Origin of the sequence: Kaistella montana, assembly GCF_024436175.1 — a bacterium.
Lineage (GTDB): Bacteria > Bacteroidota > Bacteroidia > Flavobacteriales > Weeksellaceae > Kaistella > Kaistella montana.
The window spans coordinates 79,926-98,906 of record NZ_JANFQP010000001.1 but is presented as its reverse complement, the minus strand read 5'-3'; the positions used below and the strand labels follow the sequence as shown (position 1 = coordinate 98,906).

Genomic DNA, 18,981 nt, shown 5'->3' with positions numbered 1-18,981 from the left:
GTGTAAATTTAGTAAATTTGGAAGGAATTCAACCTCATCAACCAAGAATTAATTTCTGCTTTACATTGCAATTGAAATGATTATCTCCCAAACCTAAAAAATTCAGTGAGCGGATGTTTTTTATTCTTCATAAAAGCGGAAACCATTGCCATTCCAGTTACGGAAAAAGTAATTCCGTTGCCGCCAAAACCCAATACAAAATAGGAGTTCTTAAATTTTTCATGTTTTCCGATATACGGAAGTCCGTCTTTGGTTTCACCGAAAGTTCCTGCCCAAGTAAAATCGGTATAAAATTGATATTCGGGAAGTAATTTTTTCAGGGTTTTTAGTATTTCTTTTTCCTTTTTCCCAATCATTTTGTCGCGTTTTTCGGGATCTTGAAAATCTTCATCTCCACCACCAATCAACAATCTTCCATCATCGGTTGTTCTCATATAAAGATAGGGTTCATCGGTGTTCCAGAAGAGAGTTTTACTCAAATTTTTGATGTTTTCCAAATCGATTTCCGAAACTGCTGCAAAAGTGCTTTTCAATTGTACGAAATTTTCTTTAATTAAATTTTTGCTTTCGTATCCGTTACAATAAACTATTTTTTTAGTTTTAATTTTCACGTTATTATTAAGAATCACTTCACTAAATCCAGAATGATATTTTACCGATTTTAATTCAGTTTTATCGTAAACTTTGAGACCTTTTTTAAGGTTAAAAGCCAAAAGTTCATGCGCAAAGACAAATGCATCGATGCTCGCGCCTTGATCTGATAAAATGCCGCCAAAAGTATTTTTCAGTCCGTATTTTTTTTGAATTTCATCAGATTTAATCCATTTCACTTTAAAACCAGCGGAAAGCCTAGTTTCGAATTCCTTTTTCAACCAAGAAACATCTTTCTTTTTTGAGGCAAAATACAATGATTTTTTCCTTTGAAAACCTGCTTTAGATTTGATTTTTTTCGAAAGATTCTCCAATATATCGATTGATTCTGAACACGCTTGATAGCTTTTCGCAGCGCCTTCTTTGCCAATCATTTCCGATAATTTGTAAAGCGGAATGTCAATTTCATACTGTAACATCGAAGTCGTTGCAGAAGTACTTCCGTTGGCTATTTCACGACGATCGATGAGGATGGTTTTATATCCATCCGCAATCATTTGGTGCGCCATCAAACTTCCAGTTATTCCACCTCCGACGATTAATACATCACAATTTTCATTAGATTTCAAAGAAGGATAAGAATTTAAAATTCCATTTTTCACTAACCAAAAAGGTTCATTTGATTTCAGATCCATTGAGTTTATTTTTTTCATATCAATCAAAAAACAAGCCCCAATTATTTAATTTCTATCTAAAAATTCGTTTAGATAGATTTAATAAAAATTTAACACAAAAGTCCTATGACAATTCCTTCAATGGTTTGAAAATTGTTTAGATTAGACAAGTGCATCACTTCTTTCTTTTCTTGATGCATTTCAAATTCAATCTCATTCAATAACACTAAAAAATATATTATTATGAAACCAGACTTAGGAATTACAGACAAAAATTTGACTTCCGTAAATGATCTTTTGAACCATGTTTTGGCCGATGGAAATGTGCTTTACATTAAATTACGAAAATTCCATTGGAATCTTTCCGGTGATAATTTCATGGAGTTGCACAAATTATTTGAAGAACAATATGATGCCGTAGCAGAAGCTATTGACGAAGTTGCGGAGAGAATTAGCACTTTGGGTGGTGTTGCAATTGGAACGACTTCTGAGTTTGCAGAATTATCGCTTTTGATTGAAAATCCAGGAAAAATTCCGACCAATCAGGAAATGATTAAGGAATTGGTTGCCGATCATGAAACAATCGTAAAATCGCTGAGAAAACATGTGGACGATACCGAAGAAAAATACGGCGACAAAGGAACTTCTGACTTCTTGACAGGCCTAATGCAAGAACATGAAAAAATGGCTTGGAAATTGAGAAAATATTTCAAAGGAAAATAATATTTCCGAGCATAAAATAACCCGGTTCAAGTTTTTTGAGCCGGGTTATTTTTTATTAAATATTTAGAAAAAAATCTTAGTGAATGTGTTTTTCCGCGTGATAAGAACTTCTCACCAACGGCGAACTTTCCACATGACGGAAACCGAGATTTCTCGCAAAATCGCCAAATTCATTGAATTCTTCAGGAGTAATAAATTTCTTCACCGGTAAATGTTTTTTGGTCGGTTGAAGGTATTGCCCAATCGTAATCACATCTACATTTGCATTTCTGATGTCTTCAATTGTTTGGAAAACTTCATCTCTTTCTTCGCCCAAACCAAGCATTAATCCGGTTTTGGTACGGTTTTGTCCTGCTTCTTTCAAGTAACGCAAAACCTCAAGACTTCTTTCGTATTTAGCTTGAATTCTCACTTCGCGCGTCAATCGTTTCACCGTTTCCATGTTGTGGGAAATCACTTCCGGAGCGACATCAACCAATCGATCGATATGTTTTGTGATTCCTTGGAAATCAGGAATTAAAGTTTCCATCGTGGTTCCGGGAGAAATTCTTCGGACTGCATTCACTGTTTCTGCCCAAAGAATCGAGCCCATATCTTTCAAATCATCACGATCAACAGATGTGAGAACGGCATGTTTAATTTTCATCAATTTGATGGATCGGGCTACTTTTTCCGGTTCATCCCAATTTACATCTAAAGGTTTTCCGGTTTTCACGCCACAAAATCCACAACTTCTGGTGCAAATATTCCCTAAAATCATGAAAGTAGCGGTTCCTTCGCCCCAACATTCACCCATATTTGGACAACTTCCGCTTTGGCAAATGGTGTTGAGTTTATATTTATCCACCAAACTACGGAGTTCGCGATAGTTTTTCCCGGTTGGAAGTTTTACGCGAATCCATTTGGGTTTTTGGTTTGGGTTTTCTATTGTGGTTTCGTTCATCTTTTTCTTTAAAAATAAAACACAAATTTACGAATTAAGAAATTGGTTTCATCAATCCTCAAACTCTTTGTTTTTCAATAATTCCGAGAGCACTTTTTTGGCGCGCATGATTCTCACTTTCGTATTTGCGATGGTCAATCCGAGTTCATCGGCAATTTCTTTGATACTTTTTTCTTCGAAAAATCTTAATTTAATGATTTCCTGATAGTTAAAATCCAGACTTTCGATAATGGTTAAAATCTGTTTTTGATCTTCTTCTGAAATCAGAAGTTCCTCCGGCGAACGCGCAAACTGGTTTTTAAAATCATCAAAATTATCTGTAGAATCTTCGTTTTCACGGCTTTTCTTTCGCCAATAATCGATTACTGTATTTTGTGCAATGGTCAGAATCCATGTTTTGAACTGAAAATTGGGATCGTAAAGATCTAATTTTGCTAAAACTTTAGAGAAAACGGAAACAGTAATTTCGTCCGCTACATTCTCGTCCTGAACTTTTTTCATCACAAAGCTGAAAACATCCACCCAAAAATAGTTGATGAGTTTGGTTTGCGATTTTTGGTTTTTATTTTTCGCAAGAGTAATCAGCGATAAAAGTTCGTTTTTATCCATCAGAATGACAAAGATAATAAATTTTACGCCTTTGAGTACAGAAAAAAACGAGCGAATTGGTTTGAAACACAGAGATTCTCAGCGAAATTCCGTATCTTGCAACGCTATAAATGTTTACTATGAAAGCGAAAAAAAAATATAAAAAACAGCTGCTGATTTTACTAAAAGAACTTGCAATTTCCGAATATGTTTCTCTGGAAACAATGACCAACATGATGCTTCTAAAGGAAATGAAAAAAAATAATATCTCTTTCAAAAAAGGCGATACTTTCTCTTTTGAAGACAATATTTTCGATTACAGCGAAGACAAAAACGTGAGAAAAATCGCAAAACTTCGTAAAAAAATGCTGAAAACCATCAATCAATTGGTTGAAAAAAATAAATTCACAGATAAAGAAATTGAGTTTTTAGCTTAATTTCATTTACCTAAAAAAAATGCTCACGCCACCGGAAAAACTTTCTGGAAGCGTGAGCTTTTTCTTTCTATTTTGTTTTAAAATCATTGAAATTGGTCTTCATCATTTAAAATTTCAGTAAATTTATCCCAATATTTTACCCTTGAAATTATGAAATTCGGACAAGTTGAAGACCCGTCATCTGTAGATTTTTCTTTACCAAAAGATCATCCCAGAACTTCTCAAATTTTACAAAAAAGTTCATCAAAAAAACTTGAAATATCTGTTGGTTGCGCGAAATGGAACAAAACCGATCTGAAAGGATTTTACCCAAAAGGAACTAAGGATGAATTGACATATTATGCAACTCAATTTAATTCAATTGAACTGAATGCGACGTTTTACGGCATGCCGAGTCCCGATCAGGTACAAACCTGGAAAGAAAAAACGCCGGCTGATTTTAAATTTTTCCCAAAAATCACCAATACAGTTTCGCACTTTCGTAGATTGCTGAATATCAATGATGTAGTAACACAATTTGCGACTGTAGTTTTAAATTTTGATGAAAAATTAGGAATGGTTTTTCTTCAGCTTCACGATAATTTCAAGCCGAAAGATTACGAGAGATTAGAAAAATTTATCCAAGATTGGCCACAAGAAATTCCGCTTGCGGTGGAACTTCGAAACGCGGAATGGTTTTCTGATGAGGAAATTTTAAACAAAATCTGTGATCTTTTCGAGAAATATTATATCACCAATATCATTGTAGATACGGCAGGAAGAAGAGATATGCTTCACATGAGATTGACGACTCCGGTGGCGTTTATTCGATATGTTGGCGCTAATGCAGAAAGTGATTACACGCGACTCGACGATTGGTTGGAACACATCAAAACTTGGAAAGAAGAAGGCTTGGAAAAACTGTATTTTTTCGTTCACCAAAATATCGAAAAGGCTTCTCCGCTTTTGTCAGCGTATTTTATTGAAAATTTGAATAAAGAATTCGGAACTTCTATTCATATTCCGGAAATGGCAGATGTGAAAACGAAATTTTAAGACCATTTAATCCCATAAAAAAAGCCGCAGAAAAAATCTGTGGCTTTTTTGGTTTTATGTATTTTAATTTAAGCTTCGCAAGAAGAGCAAGTCACAAAGTTGACCATTAATTCTTTCGAAACCGATGAACTTCTTTGATAATACAAGGTTTTTACACCTTTTTTCCATGCTTCTATGTAAAGATAATTCACGTCTTTCACAGGCATTGTCGATGGAATTTGCAAGTTCAAAGATTGCGCTTGATCAATATATTGCTGTCTTTGTGCAGCTTGGGAAATAATTTCCATCGGAGAAATTTCTCTGAAAGTTTTGAAAACAGCTTTTTCCTCATCTGTAAGCTCTTCCAAATGCTGTACAGAACCGTGGTTCAACATGATTGTTCTCCAAGTTTCTTCGTTGTCGAGACCTTTTTCCTGAAGCAACTTTGCGAGATATTTATTTTTACGCATGAAATTTCCTTTCGCCAAACCAGCTTTGTAATAATTCGATGCAAAAGGCTCAATTCCCGGTGAAGTTTGTCCTAAAATAGCGGAACTTGAAGTGGTTGGAGCAATTGCCATTGTGGTGGTATTTCGCATTCCATAACCTTTTAAAATTTCCGGTTCGCCGTAGATATTTGCCAATTCCTGAGAAGCTTGCAAAGATTGTTCTTTAATTTGTCTGAAAGCTCTTGCATTAAACTGAGTCGCCTCGAAACTTTCAAACGGAATCATATTTTTTTGAAGGTAAGAATGGTATCCTAAAACGCCTAAACCAAGTGCTCTGTGGCGCATTGCGAAATTTCTCGCTCCGGTTAAGTAATAATTCCCTTCAGTTTTTTCAATGAATTCAGACAAAACTGCATCTAAGAAATAAATGGCCAATTTTACAGCATTGGTATCTTTCCATTCATCATATAATTCAAGATTCATCGAAGATAAACAGCAAATAAAACTTTCATCTTTGGATGAAGGCAACATAATTTCCGAACACAAATTACTTGCATTAATCGGCAATCCGAGGTCTTTATAAACTTGTGGTTTATTTCTGTTCACGTTATCGGTAAACAAAATATATGGCAATCCTTTTTGCTGACGGCTTTCGAGAACACGCGCCCAAATTTTACGCTTGTCCATATCGCCATCGATCATATCTTGCATCCAATAATCCGGAACACAAATTCCTGTAAAAAGGTTCTGAATCGGGCTTCCGATATCTTTTATCGATAAAAATTCTTCGATATCACCGTGGTCAATATCCAGATACGCTGCGAAAGCTCCACGACGAACACCACCTTGCGAAACCACGTCCATTGCAGTATCATAGAGCTTCATAAAAGAAACCGCTCCAGAAGATTTACCATTATCTGTAACGGCAGTTCCACGATTTCTGAGTTCGCCGAAATAACCGGAAGTTCCGCCACCGATTTTGGTTTGCATGATTACTTCGCCCAGTTTATGCGTAATTCCTTCGATATTATCGGGAACATGAACATTAAAACAAGAAATCGGCAGTCCTCTTTGCGTTCCCATATTAGCCCAAACCGGCGATGAAAAACTGATCCATCCTTTGGTGATCATTTCTTCAAAAGCAGGTTGTAGTTCGGGTTTGTATAATCTTTTAGCAGCTGCTGTGGTGATTCTTTCGATGGCACCTTTTACGGTTTCACCTTTCAGAAGGTAACCGCGGTTCAGCATTTGCTCAGATTCTTCATTCAGCCACCAGATGTTTGTATTCTCTTCCATAATTTATATTTTCGATGTACGATGTAAAAAAGTACAATGTATTTTTTAGTTAAAACAAATCGTTTTCTGTGATACTTTTGTCGTGTTTGGTATAATCTACCGGTCTTTTAGCGAAGAAATCGTCCATTGAATTGGCGAATACTTCTTCTTCAAACCAAATCATCGGACGGTATTGCTCCGGTGAAATATTGTATCGGTTTTTCATGTTGATTTTCTTTAAACTATCATCAACACGGTATTTCATAAAATTCAACAAATCATTTTTGGTGAAATTATCAATTTCTCCCAACTCAAAAATCCAATCAAGAATTTCTTCTTCTACATCAATGGAATGATCTACCAAAGTATAAATATCTTCAATATCGGAATCGGTTAAAAGTTCCGGTTGTTCTTCACGGATTTTATTAATCAAATAAATTCCTGCATTAGCATGAATTTGCTCATCCACAGACGTCCAAGCGATAATATTGGATACGTTTTTCATGTATCCTTTGAATCTGGTAAATGAAAGTATGATGGCAAATTGCGAGAAAAGGGAAACGTTTTCAATTAAAATACTGAAAAGCAATAATGACGAAACATATTCTTTCGGAGTGGTAGAATTGGCGTGTTTAAGTACGTTTGAAAGAAAATCAATTCTCTTTTTTATAGCGGGAATTTCAACCACCTGATTAAAAGAATCATTGTAACCCAAGACTTCCAAAAGGCGCGAATAGGCTTCAGAATGACGGAACTCACATTCGGCAAAAGTAGATCCTAAACCATTCAATTCTGGTTTCGGGAGATGGCTGTAAAGATTGCCCCAAAATGTTTTCACAGAAACTTCAATTTGTGCAATGGCTAAAAGTGCATTTTTGATGGCATTTTTTTCGTGCGGTTCCAGTTGCGACTGAAAATCTTGTACATCAGCGGTGAAATCGACCTCCGAATGCACCCAAAAAGATTTATTAATGGCTTCTACGAATTGCAGAACCTCCGGATACTCAAACGGTTTATAGCTTACTCTTTTGTCGAAAATTCCCATATCTTAAAGTATATTTAAAAAATTAATGCTGTGATTATTGTGGAAAAATATTTTATTTCTATAACCTTCTGGTTATCATTATTTTAAATCATAAAATAATCCCCAATTATTTTCCCGAGTTTTGGTACTGTGGCTCACAAAAATAGAAAATTGAAGCTGATCTTGAAAGGTCTAAATATTAAAACTCTGACTTTAAGCCCTAAAAGTTTTCCACAATGACACAGACCTTGCATTGTTACTGAATTTCGCCGAGTCTTATTTAAAAACACCCTCTTTCCAGCGAATAATAATTAAACACCACCACAATAGACCAATAAAACCAGGCTAAAAAAACTAAACAATCTTATTTGAAAAAAGAAAAAAGCAGTATGTAACAAACAAATACATTTTCCTACTTATATTTAAATTAAATTCCACTACTCCATGTTAGTAATAAAAGACTTGCATAAATCATACGACACGGGAAAGAGTAAACTCCACGTCCTCAAGGGAATAAACCTCACAATCAATGAAGGCGAGTTCGTTTCTATTATGGGAAGTTCCGGCTCTGGGAAATCTACACTTCTCAACATCATCGGAATTTTGGATGAAAAAGATTCAGGAATTTATGAACTCGACGGAATTCCAATCGAAGATCTTTCCGAAATCAAAGCAGCGGAATACCGAAGTCAGTTTCTTGGTTTCATCTTTCAATCGTTCAACCTTATTGGTTACAAAACAGCTTTAGAAAACGTTGCTCTTCCGCTTTACTACCAAAATGTAGCACGAAAAGAACGCAATCAAAAAGCATTAGAATATTTGGAAAAAGTAGGTTTAGCAGAATGGGCAAGTCACCTTCCGAACGAGCTTTCTGGTGGACAAAAACAACGGGTAGCTATCGCAAGAGCATTAATTACCAACCCAAAAGTGATTCTTGCTGATGAGCCAACAGGTGCATTGGATTCCAAAACGACTTATGATATTATGAAGCTTCTACAAGAAATTAATGAAGAAGGAAAAACCATCATCATCGTAACCCACGAACCTGATGTAGCAGCCGAAACCAAAAGAAATGTTATCTTAAAAGATGGTCTCATCCAAAGTGACGAATTCATTGCCCAAAGAATCTTAGCTTAAAAAATAAAAGCGTTAAATAAAAAATATATGTTTGATCTGGATCGTTGGCGAGAAATTTTTGAATCCATTCGTAGTAATGTATTGCGAACGGTGTTATCTGGCTTTACAGTAGCGCTGGGTCTTTTCATATTCATTGTCCTATTCGGAATCGGAACCGGCCTTAAAAATGCGTTTACAGAGGGATTTACGCGCGATGCTGCCAATTTAATTACCATTTTCACAGGAAAAACTTCCATCGCTTATGGCGGATTACAATCGGATCGAAAAATCATTTTAAAAAATGATGATTACGAACAAGTAAAAGAATCTGATCCCTCAAAATTAGAAAATTCTACCGCAAGATATTCAACCAATATGACTGTGAAATACGGCAAAGAAAGCGGAAGTTATCAAATAAGCGGCGCCAATCCGGAAGAAAAAATCATTGAAAACCGAAAACTCACTGAAGGTAGATACCTGAACAATATGGACATGGAGCGCAAGCAAAATGTTGCCGTAATCGGGAGAATGGTACAGCGGGATTTAATAAAAAACGGAAGCCCAATTGGAAAAGATTTAGATATCAACGGAAGTTTTTTCAAAGTAGTCGGTGTTTTTTCTGATGATGGTGGCGACTGGGATGAAAGGATGATTACCGTTCCCATCACCACTTTGCAGCAAATGAAAAAAGGTTCAGATACGGTGAGTAACATTTTCATCACTTATGATTCCAAACTTTCACCAGAAGCAGCCATAAAATATGGTGAAAATATTCAGAAAGAACTTAAAGCAAAAAACAAAGTTTCGCCAGATGATGAAAATGCAATTGTTGTAAGAAATAATGCCAAAAATATGGGCGAAACCATACAGTTTTTGTTCATTATCACCTTGATTGTAGGTTTCATAGGAATGGGAACATTGCTTGCCGGAATCATCGGAATCAGCAACATCATGGTGTATATCGTGAAAGAAAGAACCCAAGAAATCGGCGTACGAAAAGCCATCGGTGCAAAACCAAGCTCAATCGTTGGATTGATAATGCAAGAAAGTGTAGTGATAACCGTAGTTTCAGGAATTATAGGAGTGGGATTGGGAGTTTTATCATTAATGTTAATTGGCGACAGCTTAGAAAAATATTTCATCAAAGACCCATCGGTTGGTTGGGGATTAATTATTGCAGCTTTTGTAAGTCTGGTGATTTCCGGTTTGATTGCTGGATTTGTTCCCGCCTACAGAGCAAGTAAGATTAAACCTATTGAAGCATTAAGATCAGAATAAACAAAACTTTCCTTAAAAATTTATTAGCAATATAAATTGGACGGTGAAATAAAAACTAACGATAATGAATATCATTTTCAAAATAGATACTTGGCAAGAAATTTATCATTCTCTTCGGAATAATAAGCTGCGTACCTTCCTTACCATGATTGGAGTTGGTTGGGGAATGTTTCTCTTTGTTGCGCTTTTGGGAGCTGCAAAAGGAATGGAAAATGGTTTCGACAAAATTTTTTCCGGGTTTGCTACCAATTCCATTTTTCTTTGGGCGCAAAATACCACCATTCCTTATGATGGTTTCCCAAAAGGAAGAAAAATGAATTTGCACTTGAGCGATATGGAAATGCTTCCCAAGAAAATTCCACAAATCGACTATATTTCGCCTCAAAACGCCAGAGGAAATTTCGGTTCTCCCGGCGAAAGCTTTTCGAGAAACGGAAAAAAAGCAACCTACACTTTAACCGGTGATTACCCAATCGGAAATAAAATTTCTCAGAAAAAATTAATCTACGGAAGATATCTCAACGATGCCGATATTTCCGCAAATAAAAACGTCATCGTTATTGGTGAAGAGATTTACAAAAACTTTTTCGATGCCAAAAAGAACGAAAATCCAATAGGAAAATCAGTAAACGTAAAAGGAATTTTCTTCAATGTCATCGGTGTTTTCCGAGTAAAAAAAGGCGGTGGAATGGAGAACGATCAATCTGCATTTATTCCCCTTTCAACTTTTACCAAAATGTATAATGATGGAGACAAAGTAGGATTTTTCGCAATCGTAAGTAAACCCGAAGCCGACCTGAACACCGTAGAAGAAAGCGTAAAAACTGAGCTGAAAAAAAAATATAATGTTTCCCCAGACGATACAAATGCTTTCGGAAGTTTCAACCTGGGGAAAGAATTCGGAAAGCTCACAGGATTCCTAACCGGAATGCAGCTTTTGACCATCGTTGTGGGAACTTTAACGATTTTAGCCGGTGTAATCGCGATTTCAAACATTTTATTAATCACCGTAAAAGAAAGAACTAAGGAAATCGGGATCCGACGAGCTTTGGGCGCGAAACCCGCTGAAGTAAGAAACCAAATTTTGCTAGAAAGCGTGGTGATAACACTTTCTTCAGGTTTGTTAGGATTTATTTTCGGGATTTTCTTGCTCATGATCCTGAATATTTTAACCAAGAATCAAGACGAATTTCCTTTCTATAATCCCACGGTGAATTATGGTGAAGTATTCGGAGCGATGGCCGTGATGGTAATTTTGGGATTAATCATTGGGATGATTCCCGCACAAAGGGCTGTGAGAATTCGCCCAATTGAAGCTTTGCGAAGCGAATAATTTTGAAAAAAATCAAAAAACGGCGAGTAATCTTATTTGAGTCATTTGCCATTAAAAAATATTAAAAAAGAAATAAACTATTCACATGAAAAAGAAATTCACTTTAAAAAAAGCAATTTATATCTTTCTGGGATTGATTCTTGCAGTCGCCCTAATTTCGGGTATTAGCTATTTAATTTCCTCCAACAGCAAGGAAAGCGAAACCTTCCTCACCAAAAAACCGGTAGTTCAAAATATGGATGACAAAGTGATGGCTACAGGAGATATCGTACCTCGCGAGGAAATCGAAATTAAACCAAATATGTCTGGAATTATCGATAAAATATTGGTTGATGAAGGCGATCACGTTACCGCTGGACAATTGGTTGCAACGATTAGAATTGTTCCAAGTGTACAGAATGTAAATGCGGCTCAGCAAGAAATCAACAATGCAAATTTACAGATTAGCAACGCGAGAATGAATGTCCAAAATCAGCAAAAACAATTTGCTATGCAACAAAGTTTGTATAATCAAGGCGTGATTTCTAAACAAGAATTCATCACCGCGCAACAACAATTGCAATCAACCCAACAGACATTAAAAAACGCTGTGCAACAACTGCAAACCGCGCAGAAAAACCTGCAAATCGCCAGAACTGGTGCTACTCCTGAACTTGCTAGTTTAGCGACTACACAAATCCGTTCGAAAGCCACAGGAACCGTTTTGGAAGTTCCCGTAAAGGTAGGTAGCCAAGTGATTGAAGCCAACTCATTTAACGCAGGAACTACGATTTGTTCCATCGCTGACTTAAATTCCCTGATTTTCCAAGGAACCATCGATGAAGCACAAGCTGGAAAACTGAAAGAAGGTATGGAAATGAATGTGGTAATTGGTGCCCTACAAAACAAAACCTTCCCCGGAAGAGTGACGATGATCGCACCTAAAGGAAAAGATGAAAACGGAACTATAAAATTCCCAATTGAAGGCGATGTGTTCAATAAAACGAATGAATACATCAGAGCCGGATTTTCTGCCAATGGCGAAATCATCCTCAGTTCTCAGAAAAATGCTTTGCTTTTGGATGAATCTTTAATTCAATACGAAAAGGTGAATGGCAAAGACAGTCCGTTTGTAGAAGTGAAACAACCCGACGGAAAATTCAAAAAAGTAAAAGTGAAATTAGGTGCAAGCGATGGAATTAATGTTCAAATCCTCTCCGGAATCAACAAAGATGCTGAAGTGAAAGTTTGGAACCCTTCCGATAAAGACAAAGAAGCTCTTAAAGAAAAGAAAAACTAACTTACACAGCGAAACATAACAAAAGCCCGGTATTTCCGGGCTTTTTTATTTTGGTTTCTTTAGTAAAAGTGCGATATTCAGAAAAAGCAGCAACAGATCCAACGTGAACCAAATTGCAGCTTTTACATTCTCTAATTTCAAATCTTCCACCATAGATTGCGCCCTTTCTGAGAGTTTTTGACTTTGAATGATGTAATTTCTTATTTCTAAAATTTGATCTTCGTTTTTATTAGGAACAGCATGCTGCGAGAAATACACTAAATTTTTCTTTCCCATGTAACCTACCACCCAAAATTCATCCGAGTTTTTCATGTCCAAATATTCGATTCGGTAATAATTGTTGCGGATATTTCCCAGATGCAGCGTTTCGAATCTTTCGCTCGCATTAGAATTATTAACCTGAACAATATAAAAATCTAACGGAAAAGGCAGAGTATTAATCAACTGTACAGTGAGCGAATCTTTGCGGAAATGGTTTAAACTTTTGTTTACAAAAAAGTACGTGAAAACACCTATCACCACCGCAACTACTAAAATCCTGAACAATTTTGCAGCAACGCGAAACCTTTCACTCACAAAAAAAGGGAAGATCAAAGCCAGACAAAGCGCTATAAACAGTAAGAAAAACAAATAAAACATGCGTAAAGATAAAGAAATTTAGGAAGTGTTGATTCTGGATAAAATGGATTTTCCTACAGAAACTTATTTTAGGGACTTTTATTTTTTTAATTAACGTTCCATTCTTTGTAGAATTCGTCAAGGAATTTCAGCATGAAATCGTGTCTTTCGGCAGCAATTTTTTTTGCAGAATCGGTATTCATTAAATCTTTCAAAAGCAGCAATTTTTCATAAAAATGATTGATGGTTGTTCCTTCATTTTTCTTGTATTCTTCTTTCGACATGTTCAGTTTTGGAGAAATTTCCGGATGATACATCAAATTATTTTTAAATCCTCCGAAATTGAAAGTTCTCGCAATTCCAATCGCTCCAATTGCGTCGAGTCGATCCGCATCTTGTACAATCTTCAATTCAATCGGCGGATTTTCAGGGCTTTCCCCTCGGTTTTTGAAAGAAATATTTTTAATGATAAACAAAACCTGAGCTATCACTTCTTCCGAAACATTCAGCGAATTCATCAATTCTTCAGAAATTTTCAATGCCAAAGTTTCATCACCATCATGAAATTTTGGATCAGCAATATCGTGCAACAACGCCGCAAGTTCCACCACTTCCCTATTTCCGCCTTCCTCAGCAGCAATTTTTTGGGAAAGTTTCCACACTCTTTCGATATGAAACCAATCGTGTCCGGCTTCCGCGCCTTCCAATTTTTGTTTTACAAATACGATCGTTTTTTGAATTGTTTCCGTCATTTTCCTATTATTTTTTCACTTCTACAAACTGATAAACCATTTGCGTTTTCGGGTTATAAATCACCGTACTCACGTTTGGGAAACGTTTTATTTTATAAAATTCGATGTTTTTGTCGTTTTTTATATCCTCAAGGAAACTAGTATCTATCGTACTCGCCGGAATAAATTTCTCTAAATAACCAATTTTTTCAATAATAGAAGAACCATCTACTTTTTGAAATTGCTTTTCCGACTTCGATTCATCGGTTGTCGTTTGTTCAACCAAAGTTTTTAACAGCAAATCTTTTTCGCTAGTTTTAAATTTAAAAACATAAAAAGGCGAACCATTTGGGAATGCTAATTTTTTTCCATTAAACTGTTCCAAAGCCAAGTTTTGTTGATTCGGAAATACGCTATCAAACTCAACCGTTTGTGCATTCACCAACTTGCTCAGTTGCGTGTTTACCGTTTCCTGAATAGTTTCCTGGGCTTTCTGTTGTGCTTTTTCTTTAGCAATGGTCACAGTTTCGTTCACGGTTTCTTCGATTTTATTACAAGAAACGAGCGCGAAAGTTGAAACAGCAACGAGAAATATTTTTTTCATTTTAAATTTTATTTGAAGATTACAAAATTCAACCTAACTTCGGTAAGAACTCACCAATTTATCAAGATTTAAACTTCTTGCGGAAGCATCGAAAATTTCGCGGTAAGTCCCATTGAAACTGATTAATTCATCATGGGTTCCGCTTTCTACGACTTCCCCTTTTCTCATCACATAAATTCGATCCGAATCTAAAATCTGAGAAAGCGAGTGCGAAATAATCACCACCGTTCTGCCTTCTTTGATAGCATCGAGAGAATTCTTTATTTGTTCGGTCGCAATTGCGTCGAGACTTGCTGTAGGCTCATCAAGGAAAATAATGGGCGGATTTTTCAAGAATAATCTGGCGATGGCAATTCTCTGTTGTTGTCCACCGGAAAGCTGTGTCGCATCATGCTGATATTTTTCCGGAAGGTCGAGAATTTGATCATGAAGATAAGCTTTTTTAGCTGCAATTTCGATTTCTTCGAACGTCGCGTTCATGTCTCCGTAGCGGATATTGTCTTCGATACTTCCTTGGAAAATGTGATTTTTTTGTAAAACCAATCCAATATCATCTCGGAGAAAAGTGTTGTTGTATTCGTTCAAATTCACGTCATCTAGCGTGATTTCGCCAGAATTCGGAAGATAAAATTTGCAAAGTAAATTGATTACAGTAGATTTTCCGGCGCCACTCAATCCCACCAAAGCAGTGGTTTTTCCTTCTTCGATCAACATCGAAACATTATTTAGTGCTTTCGTTCCGTTTGGATAAGAAAAATCAACGTTTTTCAGTTCAAATCTTCCTTTGATTTTTTCTTTTACAAAACTTCCGTTCGGTTCGTTTTCCGCATCAGCATTGAGAATATCAAAATAGCCTTCTGCATAAATCATCGCATCATTCATGTCATCATAAATCCTGTGCAATTGCCGAATGGGCGCAGAAACATTATTAAACAAAAGAATATGAAGCATAATTGCACCGATGGTCATTTGCTGATCGAGCACCAAATAAACGGTTAGCAAAATGATCAAAACCACCCCAAATTGTTCGATAAAAGTTTTTAAACCATCATAAATAAAATTGGTTCTGCGCGTAAACAACTGACTTTCCATCAATTGCATTTGGAGGTCAAATTGTTTTTCTCCTTCGAATTTTTCACGAACGAAACTTTTAATCACCATAATTGAGTTGATCAGGTTTAAAAGTCCAGAAGTTTTCTGTTCTCGCTGATTTCTGAGTGTCCGCCGAACTCCGGTGAGTTTTTTTGCTTGCAAAGCACTTACATAAAAATAAATTGGAACCACAATGGTCGAAACAATTCCCACATAAATATTCTGCATATACATGATAATCAGCGCAATAATTGCATTTGAAAACAACGGCAAAATATCAATGAAAAAATTCTGAACTAATTTCGTAAGACTTTCAATTCCCCGATCAATACGAATTTGCAATTTCCCGGATTCGTGGTTTTCATCATTAAAATAAGCAACTCGATACAACAAAATTTTGTCGATTACCGATTGCGCCAAAACGCTGCTGGTGTTGATTCTTATTTTTTCGCCATAAAATTTCTGTCCAAACTGAATGAAAATATTCAACAATTCCTTTCCCAATAAAATTGCCGAAATCACCACCAGCACGTGGACTCCCTCCTGCATCGGATCGGATTGTTTAGTAAGCTCAGTGACCTCATCCACGGTATATTTTAGAACCAACGGATTCACCTGAGCCATCAAAGCTCCTAAAAATGTGAGGAAAAGCGTTCCGTAAATCATCAAACGATAAGGTTTAATGAAAGGAATCAGTTGCTGATAAATGTTGTAAAGGGTAATAGTTCGGTTGAAAGGTTTGGCCATAATGTCAATATCTGTAAATATTTCATTTACAAAAAGTATGCTTTTTTATGCTACCCTTCGTAAGAAAATGTTGTTAGATAATGAAGTTCAGGTTTGCTGAGCGCTTTTGCAACGGCTTCAGCTTCATCTTTTTTATAGTTTTCAGAGATTTCTTTCTTCTGAAACAAAAAAGAATTATTGGCGTTTTTATCTACGATTTCATTGAAAATATATTCAATTTCCGAATTGGAAAGCGACGCAAAACTGATGTCTTCGAAACCATACATTACCCGAAGATTTTCTGCTCCGTCGAAGTTTTCGTTTACAAAATCTTGAAGTTGCTGTTTCGAATCGAAATTACCTGCCCAAATGTTGTAAACAAACGATTTTTTCTTTGGTTTGTTGAGAATATCCTGATAAACGAAATTTTCCCCCAAATATGCTTCCCGAACCATCGGATCATTCGCTAAATCATGCGGAAGACCTTCTTTCAGGATTCTTCCTTCGAACATAATGTAAGTTTTATGAGTAATTGCGAGGGTTTGTTGAACATTGTGATCGGTAATAAGAATTCCGATATTTTTATCGACCAAACTTCTCACAATTTTCTGAATATCTTCAACCGCAATTGGATCTACACCCGCAAAAGGCTCATCCAGAAGAATAAAATTAGGACTTGTAGCGAGGCAGCGCGCAATTTCCGTACGCCGTCTCTCACCACCGGAAAGAAGATCTCCACGATTTTTTCGAACATGCTGCAAAGAAAATTCTTCAATCAATTCATCGCATTTCATTTGCTGTTCGCGTTTTGAAAGTTTAGTCAATTGCAAAACTCCAAGAATATTATCCTCTACGGAAAGTTTGCGAAAAACCGATGCTTCCTGTGCCAAATAACCGATTCCTTTCTGCGCACGGCGATACATAGCATCATTGGTAATCTCCTGATTATCAAGGAATATTTTCCCGGAAGTAGGCTTTACCAAACCTACAATCATGTAAAAAGAAGTTGTTTTTCCGGCTCCATTTGGGCCAAGAAGCCCAACGATTTCACCTTGTGAAACTTCCACTGAAACGCCTTTTACAACTTTTTTCGGGCCGTATTCTTTAATTAAATTTTCTCCGCGTAGAATCATAAAGCAAATATAACAAAAATGCGGGAAGCGAAAGATTGTATATTGAAAGTCTGCACAAAAAATGAGGGTTTTATTTTTATGAAAAAAGATTGGTTTTGCGCACTATTATTAATCATTTCAGGCAAAAAAAATCATATATTCGCTACTTAAATCCGTATTGGCCTTGAGCAAAGAGCAAGAATTTTCGAAATTAGTCAAAGATAATCAAGGTCTGATTATTAAGGTTTCGCGGCTTTATACCAATTCTCTAGAAGATGAGCAGGATCTCTTTCAGGAAATCGTGTTACAACTTTGGCGTTCGTACGACTCATTCAAAGGACAATCGAAAATCTCAACGTGGATGTATCGGGTTGCTTTGAATACGGCTATTACGCTTTTCAGAAAAAAAACAAAATCGCCACAAACTGATGAATTGATGGATTTCCATCATAGTAATTTCATGGATGATGATGACGAAAAACAGGCGCAGGTTTCATTGCTCTATAAAGTTGTGAAAATGCTGCCCAACGTGGAAAGAGCGATTGTGATGATGTATCTGGACGATTTGCCCTATCGTGATATCGCAGAAAACTTGGGGATTACCGAGGTCAATGCACGGGTAAAAATGAACAGATTGAAAAAGACTTTAAAACACTTAATGGAAAAACATGCCTGAATTTGATTTAGATAATTTCAAAAAAACTTGGCAGGAGCAGATGGTTCAGCCAAAATATAACAGCACAGAAATCGAAGCTATGCTGAACAAATCATCCAGGAATTATGTGAAATATATCCTTTGGATTAGTATTGCTGAGTTTCTAGTGATTTTCTGTATGAATCTTTATTATGCATTTATTGGGGATGACACCAATAGCTTTATCAGTATTTTGGGGAAACTTGGGGTAAAAAGTACTACCGGTCTCGAAAATGGTTTTTCAAATCTTTATTTGGGTATGAAAACCATAAGTCTTGTACTTACTGCTTTTTTTGTTGTTAAATTTTTTCAGAATTACCGAAAAATCAATGTTGAATCGAATCTTAAAAAATTAATTCTACAGATTATTAATTTCAAAAAAACAGTAAATCTTTTCATTCTAGCTAATATTTTTCTCATCATTTTATTTACCGTGATACTTACCGCTTTCACTTTCATGATATTGTCGCAGCAAAATATTCACCTCAACAATCCGACATTAATTGGGTTTTTGGTAGGAACTATTGTGATGATGGGAATCAGCGTTGTACTCATTTGGGTATATTATCGCTTGGTTTATGGCATCATTCTGAAACGTTTAGGCAAAAACCTCGAGGAGCTCCAGAGAATTGATGAGCAACAACAATAAAAACAAAAAAGTCAGATTTCTCTGACTTTTT

The 18,981-nt window shown here is 36.2% G+C and carries 18 protein-coding genes and 1 pseudogene; 9 read left to right on the top strand and 10 right to left on the bottom strand.

Annotation, left to right across the window (positions count from 1 at the left end; all coding sequences use genetic code 11):
* Positions 1 to 80: 80 nt before the first annotated feature.
* Positions 81 to 1,286 carry an NAD(P)/FAD-dependent oxidoreductase gene (locus NOV28_RS00495; protein ID WP_255926453.1) on the bottom strand — a complete coding sequence of 402 codons (1,206 nt, stop codon included), beginning with the start codon at positions 1,284 to 1,286 and terminating at the stop codon, positions 81 to 83.
* A 222-nt stretch (positions 1,287 to 1,508) separates the two neighbouring features.
* Here NOV28_RS00495 and NOV28_RS00490 point away from each other — a divergent pair, with 222 nt between their 5' ends.
* Positions 1,509 to 1,988 (top strand): Dps family protein, encoded by a 480-nt coding sequence (locus NOV28_RS00490; RefSeq protein WP_255926451.1) that lies wholly within the window; start codon positions 1,509 to 1,511, stop codon positions 1,986 to 1,988.
* A 76-nt stretch (positions 1,989 to 2,064) separates the two neighbouring features.
* On the opposite strand, the gene lipA is transcribed toward NOV28_RS00490, so the two are convergent.
* Both lipA and NOV28_RS00480 read right to left on the bottom strand, forming a co-directional pair.
* Positions 2,065 to 2,931, bottom strand: a complete 867-nt coding sequence (lipA, locus tag NOV28_RS00485; RefSeq protein WP_255926449.1) for a lipoyl synthase — start codon at positions 2,929 to 2,931, stop codon at positions 2,065 to 2,067.
* A gap of 51 nt (positions 2,932 to 2,982) precedes the next feature.
* Positions 2,983 to 3,540 carry an RNA polymerase sigma factor gene (locus NOV28_RS00480; protein WP_255926447.1) on the bottom strand — a complete coding sequence of 186 codons (558 nt, stop codon included), beginning with the start codon at positions 3,538 to 3,540 and terminating at the stop codon, positions 2,983 to 2,985.
* 119 nt (positions 3,541 to 3,659) lie between these two features.
* Here NOV28_RS00480 and NOV28_RS00475 point away from each other — a divergent pair, with 119 nt between their 5' ends.
* Both NOV28_RS00475 and NOV28_RS00470 read left to right on the top strand, forming a co-directional pair.
* Positions 3,660 to 3,956, top strand: a complete 297-nt coding sequence (locus NOV28_RS00475; RefSeq protein WP_255926445.1) for a hypothetical protein — start codon at positions 3,660 to 3,662, stop codon at positions 3,954 to 3,956.
* Positions 3,957 to 4,106: 150 nt separating this feature from the next.
* Positions 4,107 to 4,991, top strand: coding sequence for a DUF72 domain-containing protein (locus tag NOV28_RS00470; RefSeq protein WP_255926443.1), 885 nt, complete (start codon positions 4,107 to 4,109; stop codon positions 4,989 to 4,991).
* Between the two features lie 68 nt (positions 4,992 to 5,059).
* Here NOV28_RS00470 and NOV28_RS00465 read toward each other — a convergent pair whose 3' ends face one another.
* Positions 5,060 to 6,715: a ribonucleoside-diphosphate reductase subunit alpha gene (locus NOV28_RS00465; protein WP_255926441.1), complete on the bottom strand. Its 1,656-nt coding sequence runs from the start codon at positions 6,713 to 6,715 to the stop codon at positions 5,060 to 5,062.
* Positions 6,716 to 6,764: 49 nt separating this feature from the next.
* Positions 6,765 to 7,739 (bottom strand): ribonucleotide-diphosphate reductase subunit beta, encoded by a 975-nt coding sequence (locus NOV28_RS00460; RefSeq protein ID WP_255926439.1) that lies wholly within the window; start codon positions 7,737 to 7,739, stop codon positions 6,765 to 6,767.
* Between the two features lie 423 nt (positions 7,740 to 8,162).
* Between NOV28_RS00460 and NOV28_RS00455 the strand changes: the two genes are divergently transcribed.
* The 4 genes from NOV28_RS00455 to NOV28_RS00440 all read left to right on the top strand — a co-directional run bounded on the left by NOV28_RS00455 (position 8,163) and on the right by NOV28_RS00440 (position 12,724).
* A complete protein-coding gene (locus NOV28_RS00455; protein WP_255926437.1) occupies positions 8,163 to 8,855 on the top strand; it encodes an ABC transporter ATP-binding protein in 693 nt (230 codons plus the stop codon).
* A 27-nt stretch (positions 8,856 to 8,882) separates the two neighbouring features.
* Positions 8,883 to 10,112, top strand: a complete 1,230-nt coding sequence (locus NOV28_RS00450; protein ID WP_255926435.1) for an ABC transporter permease — start codon at positions 8,883 to 8,885, stop codon at positions 10,110 to 10,112.
* A 64-nt stretch (positions 10,113 to 10,176) separates the two neighbouring features.
* Positions 10,177 to 11,445, top strand: a complete 1,269-nt coding sequence (locus NOV28_RS00445) for an ABC transporter permease (protein WP_255926433.1) — start codon at positions 10,177 to 10,179, stop codon at positions 11,443 to 11,445.
* Positions 11,446 to 11,530: 85 nt separating this feature from the next.
* Positions 11,531 to 12,724 carry an efflux RND transporter periplasmic adaptor subunit gene (locus NOV28_RS00440; RefSeq protein ID WP_255926431.1) on the top strand — a complete coding sequence of 398 codons (1,194 nt, stop codon included), beginning with the start codon at positions 11,531 to 11,533 and terminating at the stop codon, positions 12,722 to 12,724.
* A 45-nt stretch (positions 12,725 to 12,769) separates the two neighbouring features.
* Here the strand turns inward: NOV28_RS00440 and NOV28_RS00435 are convergent, their stop codons facing one another.
* From NOV28_RS00435 to lptB, 5 genes and pseudogenes are all read right to left on the bottom strand, one after another.
* A complete protein-coding gene (locus tag NOV28_RS00435; protein ID WP_255926429.1) occupies positions 12,770 to 13,300 on the bottom strand; it encodes a hypothetical protein in 531 nt (176 codons plus the stop codon).
* A gap of 149 nt (positions 13,301 to 13,449) precedes the next feature.
* Complete coding sequence (locus NOV28_RS00430) at positions 13,450 to 14,094, bottom strand: HD domain-containing protein (protein WP_255926427.1); 645 nt, start codon at positions 14,092 to 14,094, stop codon at positions 13,450 to 13,452.
* Positions 14,095 to 14,101: 7 nt separating this feature from the next.
* The gene (locus NOV28_RS00425; protein WP_255926425.1) at positions 14,102 to 14,677 is read right to left on the bottom strand and encodes a hypothetical protein; all 576 of its coding nucleotides are present in this window, start codon (positions 14,675 to 14,677) and stop codon (positions 14,102 to 14,104) included.
* A 33-nt stretch (positions 14,678 to 14,710) separates the two neighbouring features.
* Complete coding sequence (locus NOV28_RS00420) at positions 14,711 to 16,435, bottom strand: ABC transporter ATP-binding protein (protein ID WP_255928658.1); 1,725 nt, start codon at positions 16,433 to 16,435, stop codon at positions 14,711 to 14,713.
* 467 nt (positions 16,436 to 16,902) lie between these two features.
* A pseudogene (gene lptB / locus NOV28_RS00415) lies at positions 16,903 to 17,628 on the bottom strand (LPS export ABC transporter ATP-binding protein); the annotation flags it as partial.
* A gap of 163 nt (positions 17,629 to 17,791) precedes the next feature.
* On the opposite strand from lptB, the gene NOV28_RS00410 reads away from it, so the two are divergent.
* Together NOV28_RS00410 and NOV28_RS00405 are read left to right on the top strand one after the other, a co-directional pair.
* On the top strand, positions 17,792 to 18,283 hold the full coding sequence (locus NOV28_RS00410) for an RNA polymerase sigma factor (protein WP_255926421.1): 492 nt from the start codon (positions 17,792 to 17,794) through the stop codon (positions 18,281 to 18,283).
* Complete coding sequence (locus tag NOV28_RS00405; protein ID WP_255926419.1) at positions 18,276 to 18,950, top strand: DUF8845 family protein; 675 nt, start codon at positions 18,276 to 18,278, stop codon at positions 18,948 to 18,950. The genes NOV28_RS00410 and NOV28_RS00405 overlap by 8 nt, the downstream gene beginning before the upstream one ends.
* Positions 18,951 to 18,981: the final 31 nt, after the last annotated feature.

Excerpts from the sequence above, each read along its gene's own strand:
- NOV28_RS00420 (WP_255928658.1), bottom strand. The coding sequence starts at position 16,435 with ATGATTTACGGAACGCTTTTCCTCACATTTTTAGGAGCTTTGATGGCT.
- NOV28_RS00430 (WP_255926427.1), bottom strand. The coding sequence starts at position 14,094 with ATGACGGAAACAATTCAAAAAACGATCGTATTTGTAAAACAAAAATTG.
- NOV28_RS00425 (WP_255926425.1), bottom strand. The coding sequence starts at position 14,677 with ATGAAAAAAATATTTCTCGTTGCTGTTTCAACTTTCGCGCTCGTTTCT.
- NOV28_RS00455 (WP_255926437.1), top strand. The coding sequence starts at position 8,163 with ATGTTAGTAATAAAAGACTTGCATAAATCATACGACACGGGAAAGAGT.
- NOV28_RS00405 (WP_255926419.1), top strand. The coding sequence starts at position 18,276 with ATGCCTGAATTTGATTTAGATAATTTCAAAAAAACTTGGCAGGAGCAG.
- NOV28_RS00490 (WP_255926451.1), top strand. The coding sequence starts at position 1,509 with ATGAAACCAGACTTAGGAATTACAGACAAAAATTTGACTTCCGTAAAT.
- NOV28_RS00445 (WP_255926433.1), top strand. The coding sequence starts at position 10,177 with ATGAATATCATTTTCAAAATAGATACTTGGCAAGAAATTTATCATTCT.
- NOV28_RS00495 (WP_255926453.1), bottom strand. The coding sequence starts at position 1,286 with ATGGATCTGAAATCAAATGAACCTTTTTGGTTAGTGAAAAATGGAATT.
- NOV28_RS00450 (WP_255926435.1), top strand. The coding sequence starts at position 8,883 with ATGTTTGATCTGGATCGTTGGCGAGAAATTTTTGAATCCATTCGTAGT.
- NOV28_RS00480 (WP_255926447.1), bottom strand. The coding sequence starts at position 3,540 with ATGGATAAAAACGAACTTTTATCGCTGATTACTCTTGCGAAAAATAAA.
- NOV28_RS00440 (WP_255926431.1), top strand. The coding sequence starts at position 11,531 with ATGAAAAAGAAATTCACTTTAAAAAAAGCAATTTATATCTTTCTGGGA.
- NOV28_RS00460 (WP_255926439.1), bottom strand. The coding sequence starts at position 7,739 with ATGGGAATTTTCGACAAAAGAGTAAGCTATAAACCGTTTGAGTATCCG.
- lipA (WP_255926449.1), bottom strand. The coding sequence starts at position 2,931 with ATGAACGAAACCACAATAGAAAACCCAAACCAAAAACCCAAATGGATT.
- NOV28_RS00465 (WP_255926441.1), bottom strand. The coding sequence starts at position 6,715 with ATGGAAGAGAATACAAACATCTGGTGGCTGAATGAAGAATCTGAGCAA.
- NOV28_RS00475 (WP_255926445.1), top strand. The coding sequence starts at position 3,660 with ATGAAAGCGAAAAAAAAATATAAAAAACAGCTGCTGATTTTACTAAAA.
- NOV28_RS00470 (WP_255926443.1), top strand. The coding sequence starts at position 4,107 with ATGAAATTCGGACAAGTTGAAGACCCGTCATCTGTAGATTTTTCTTTA.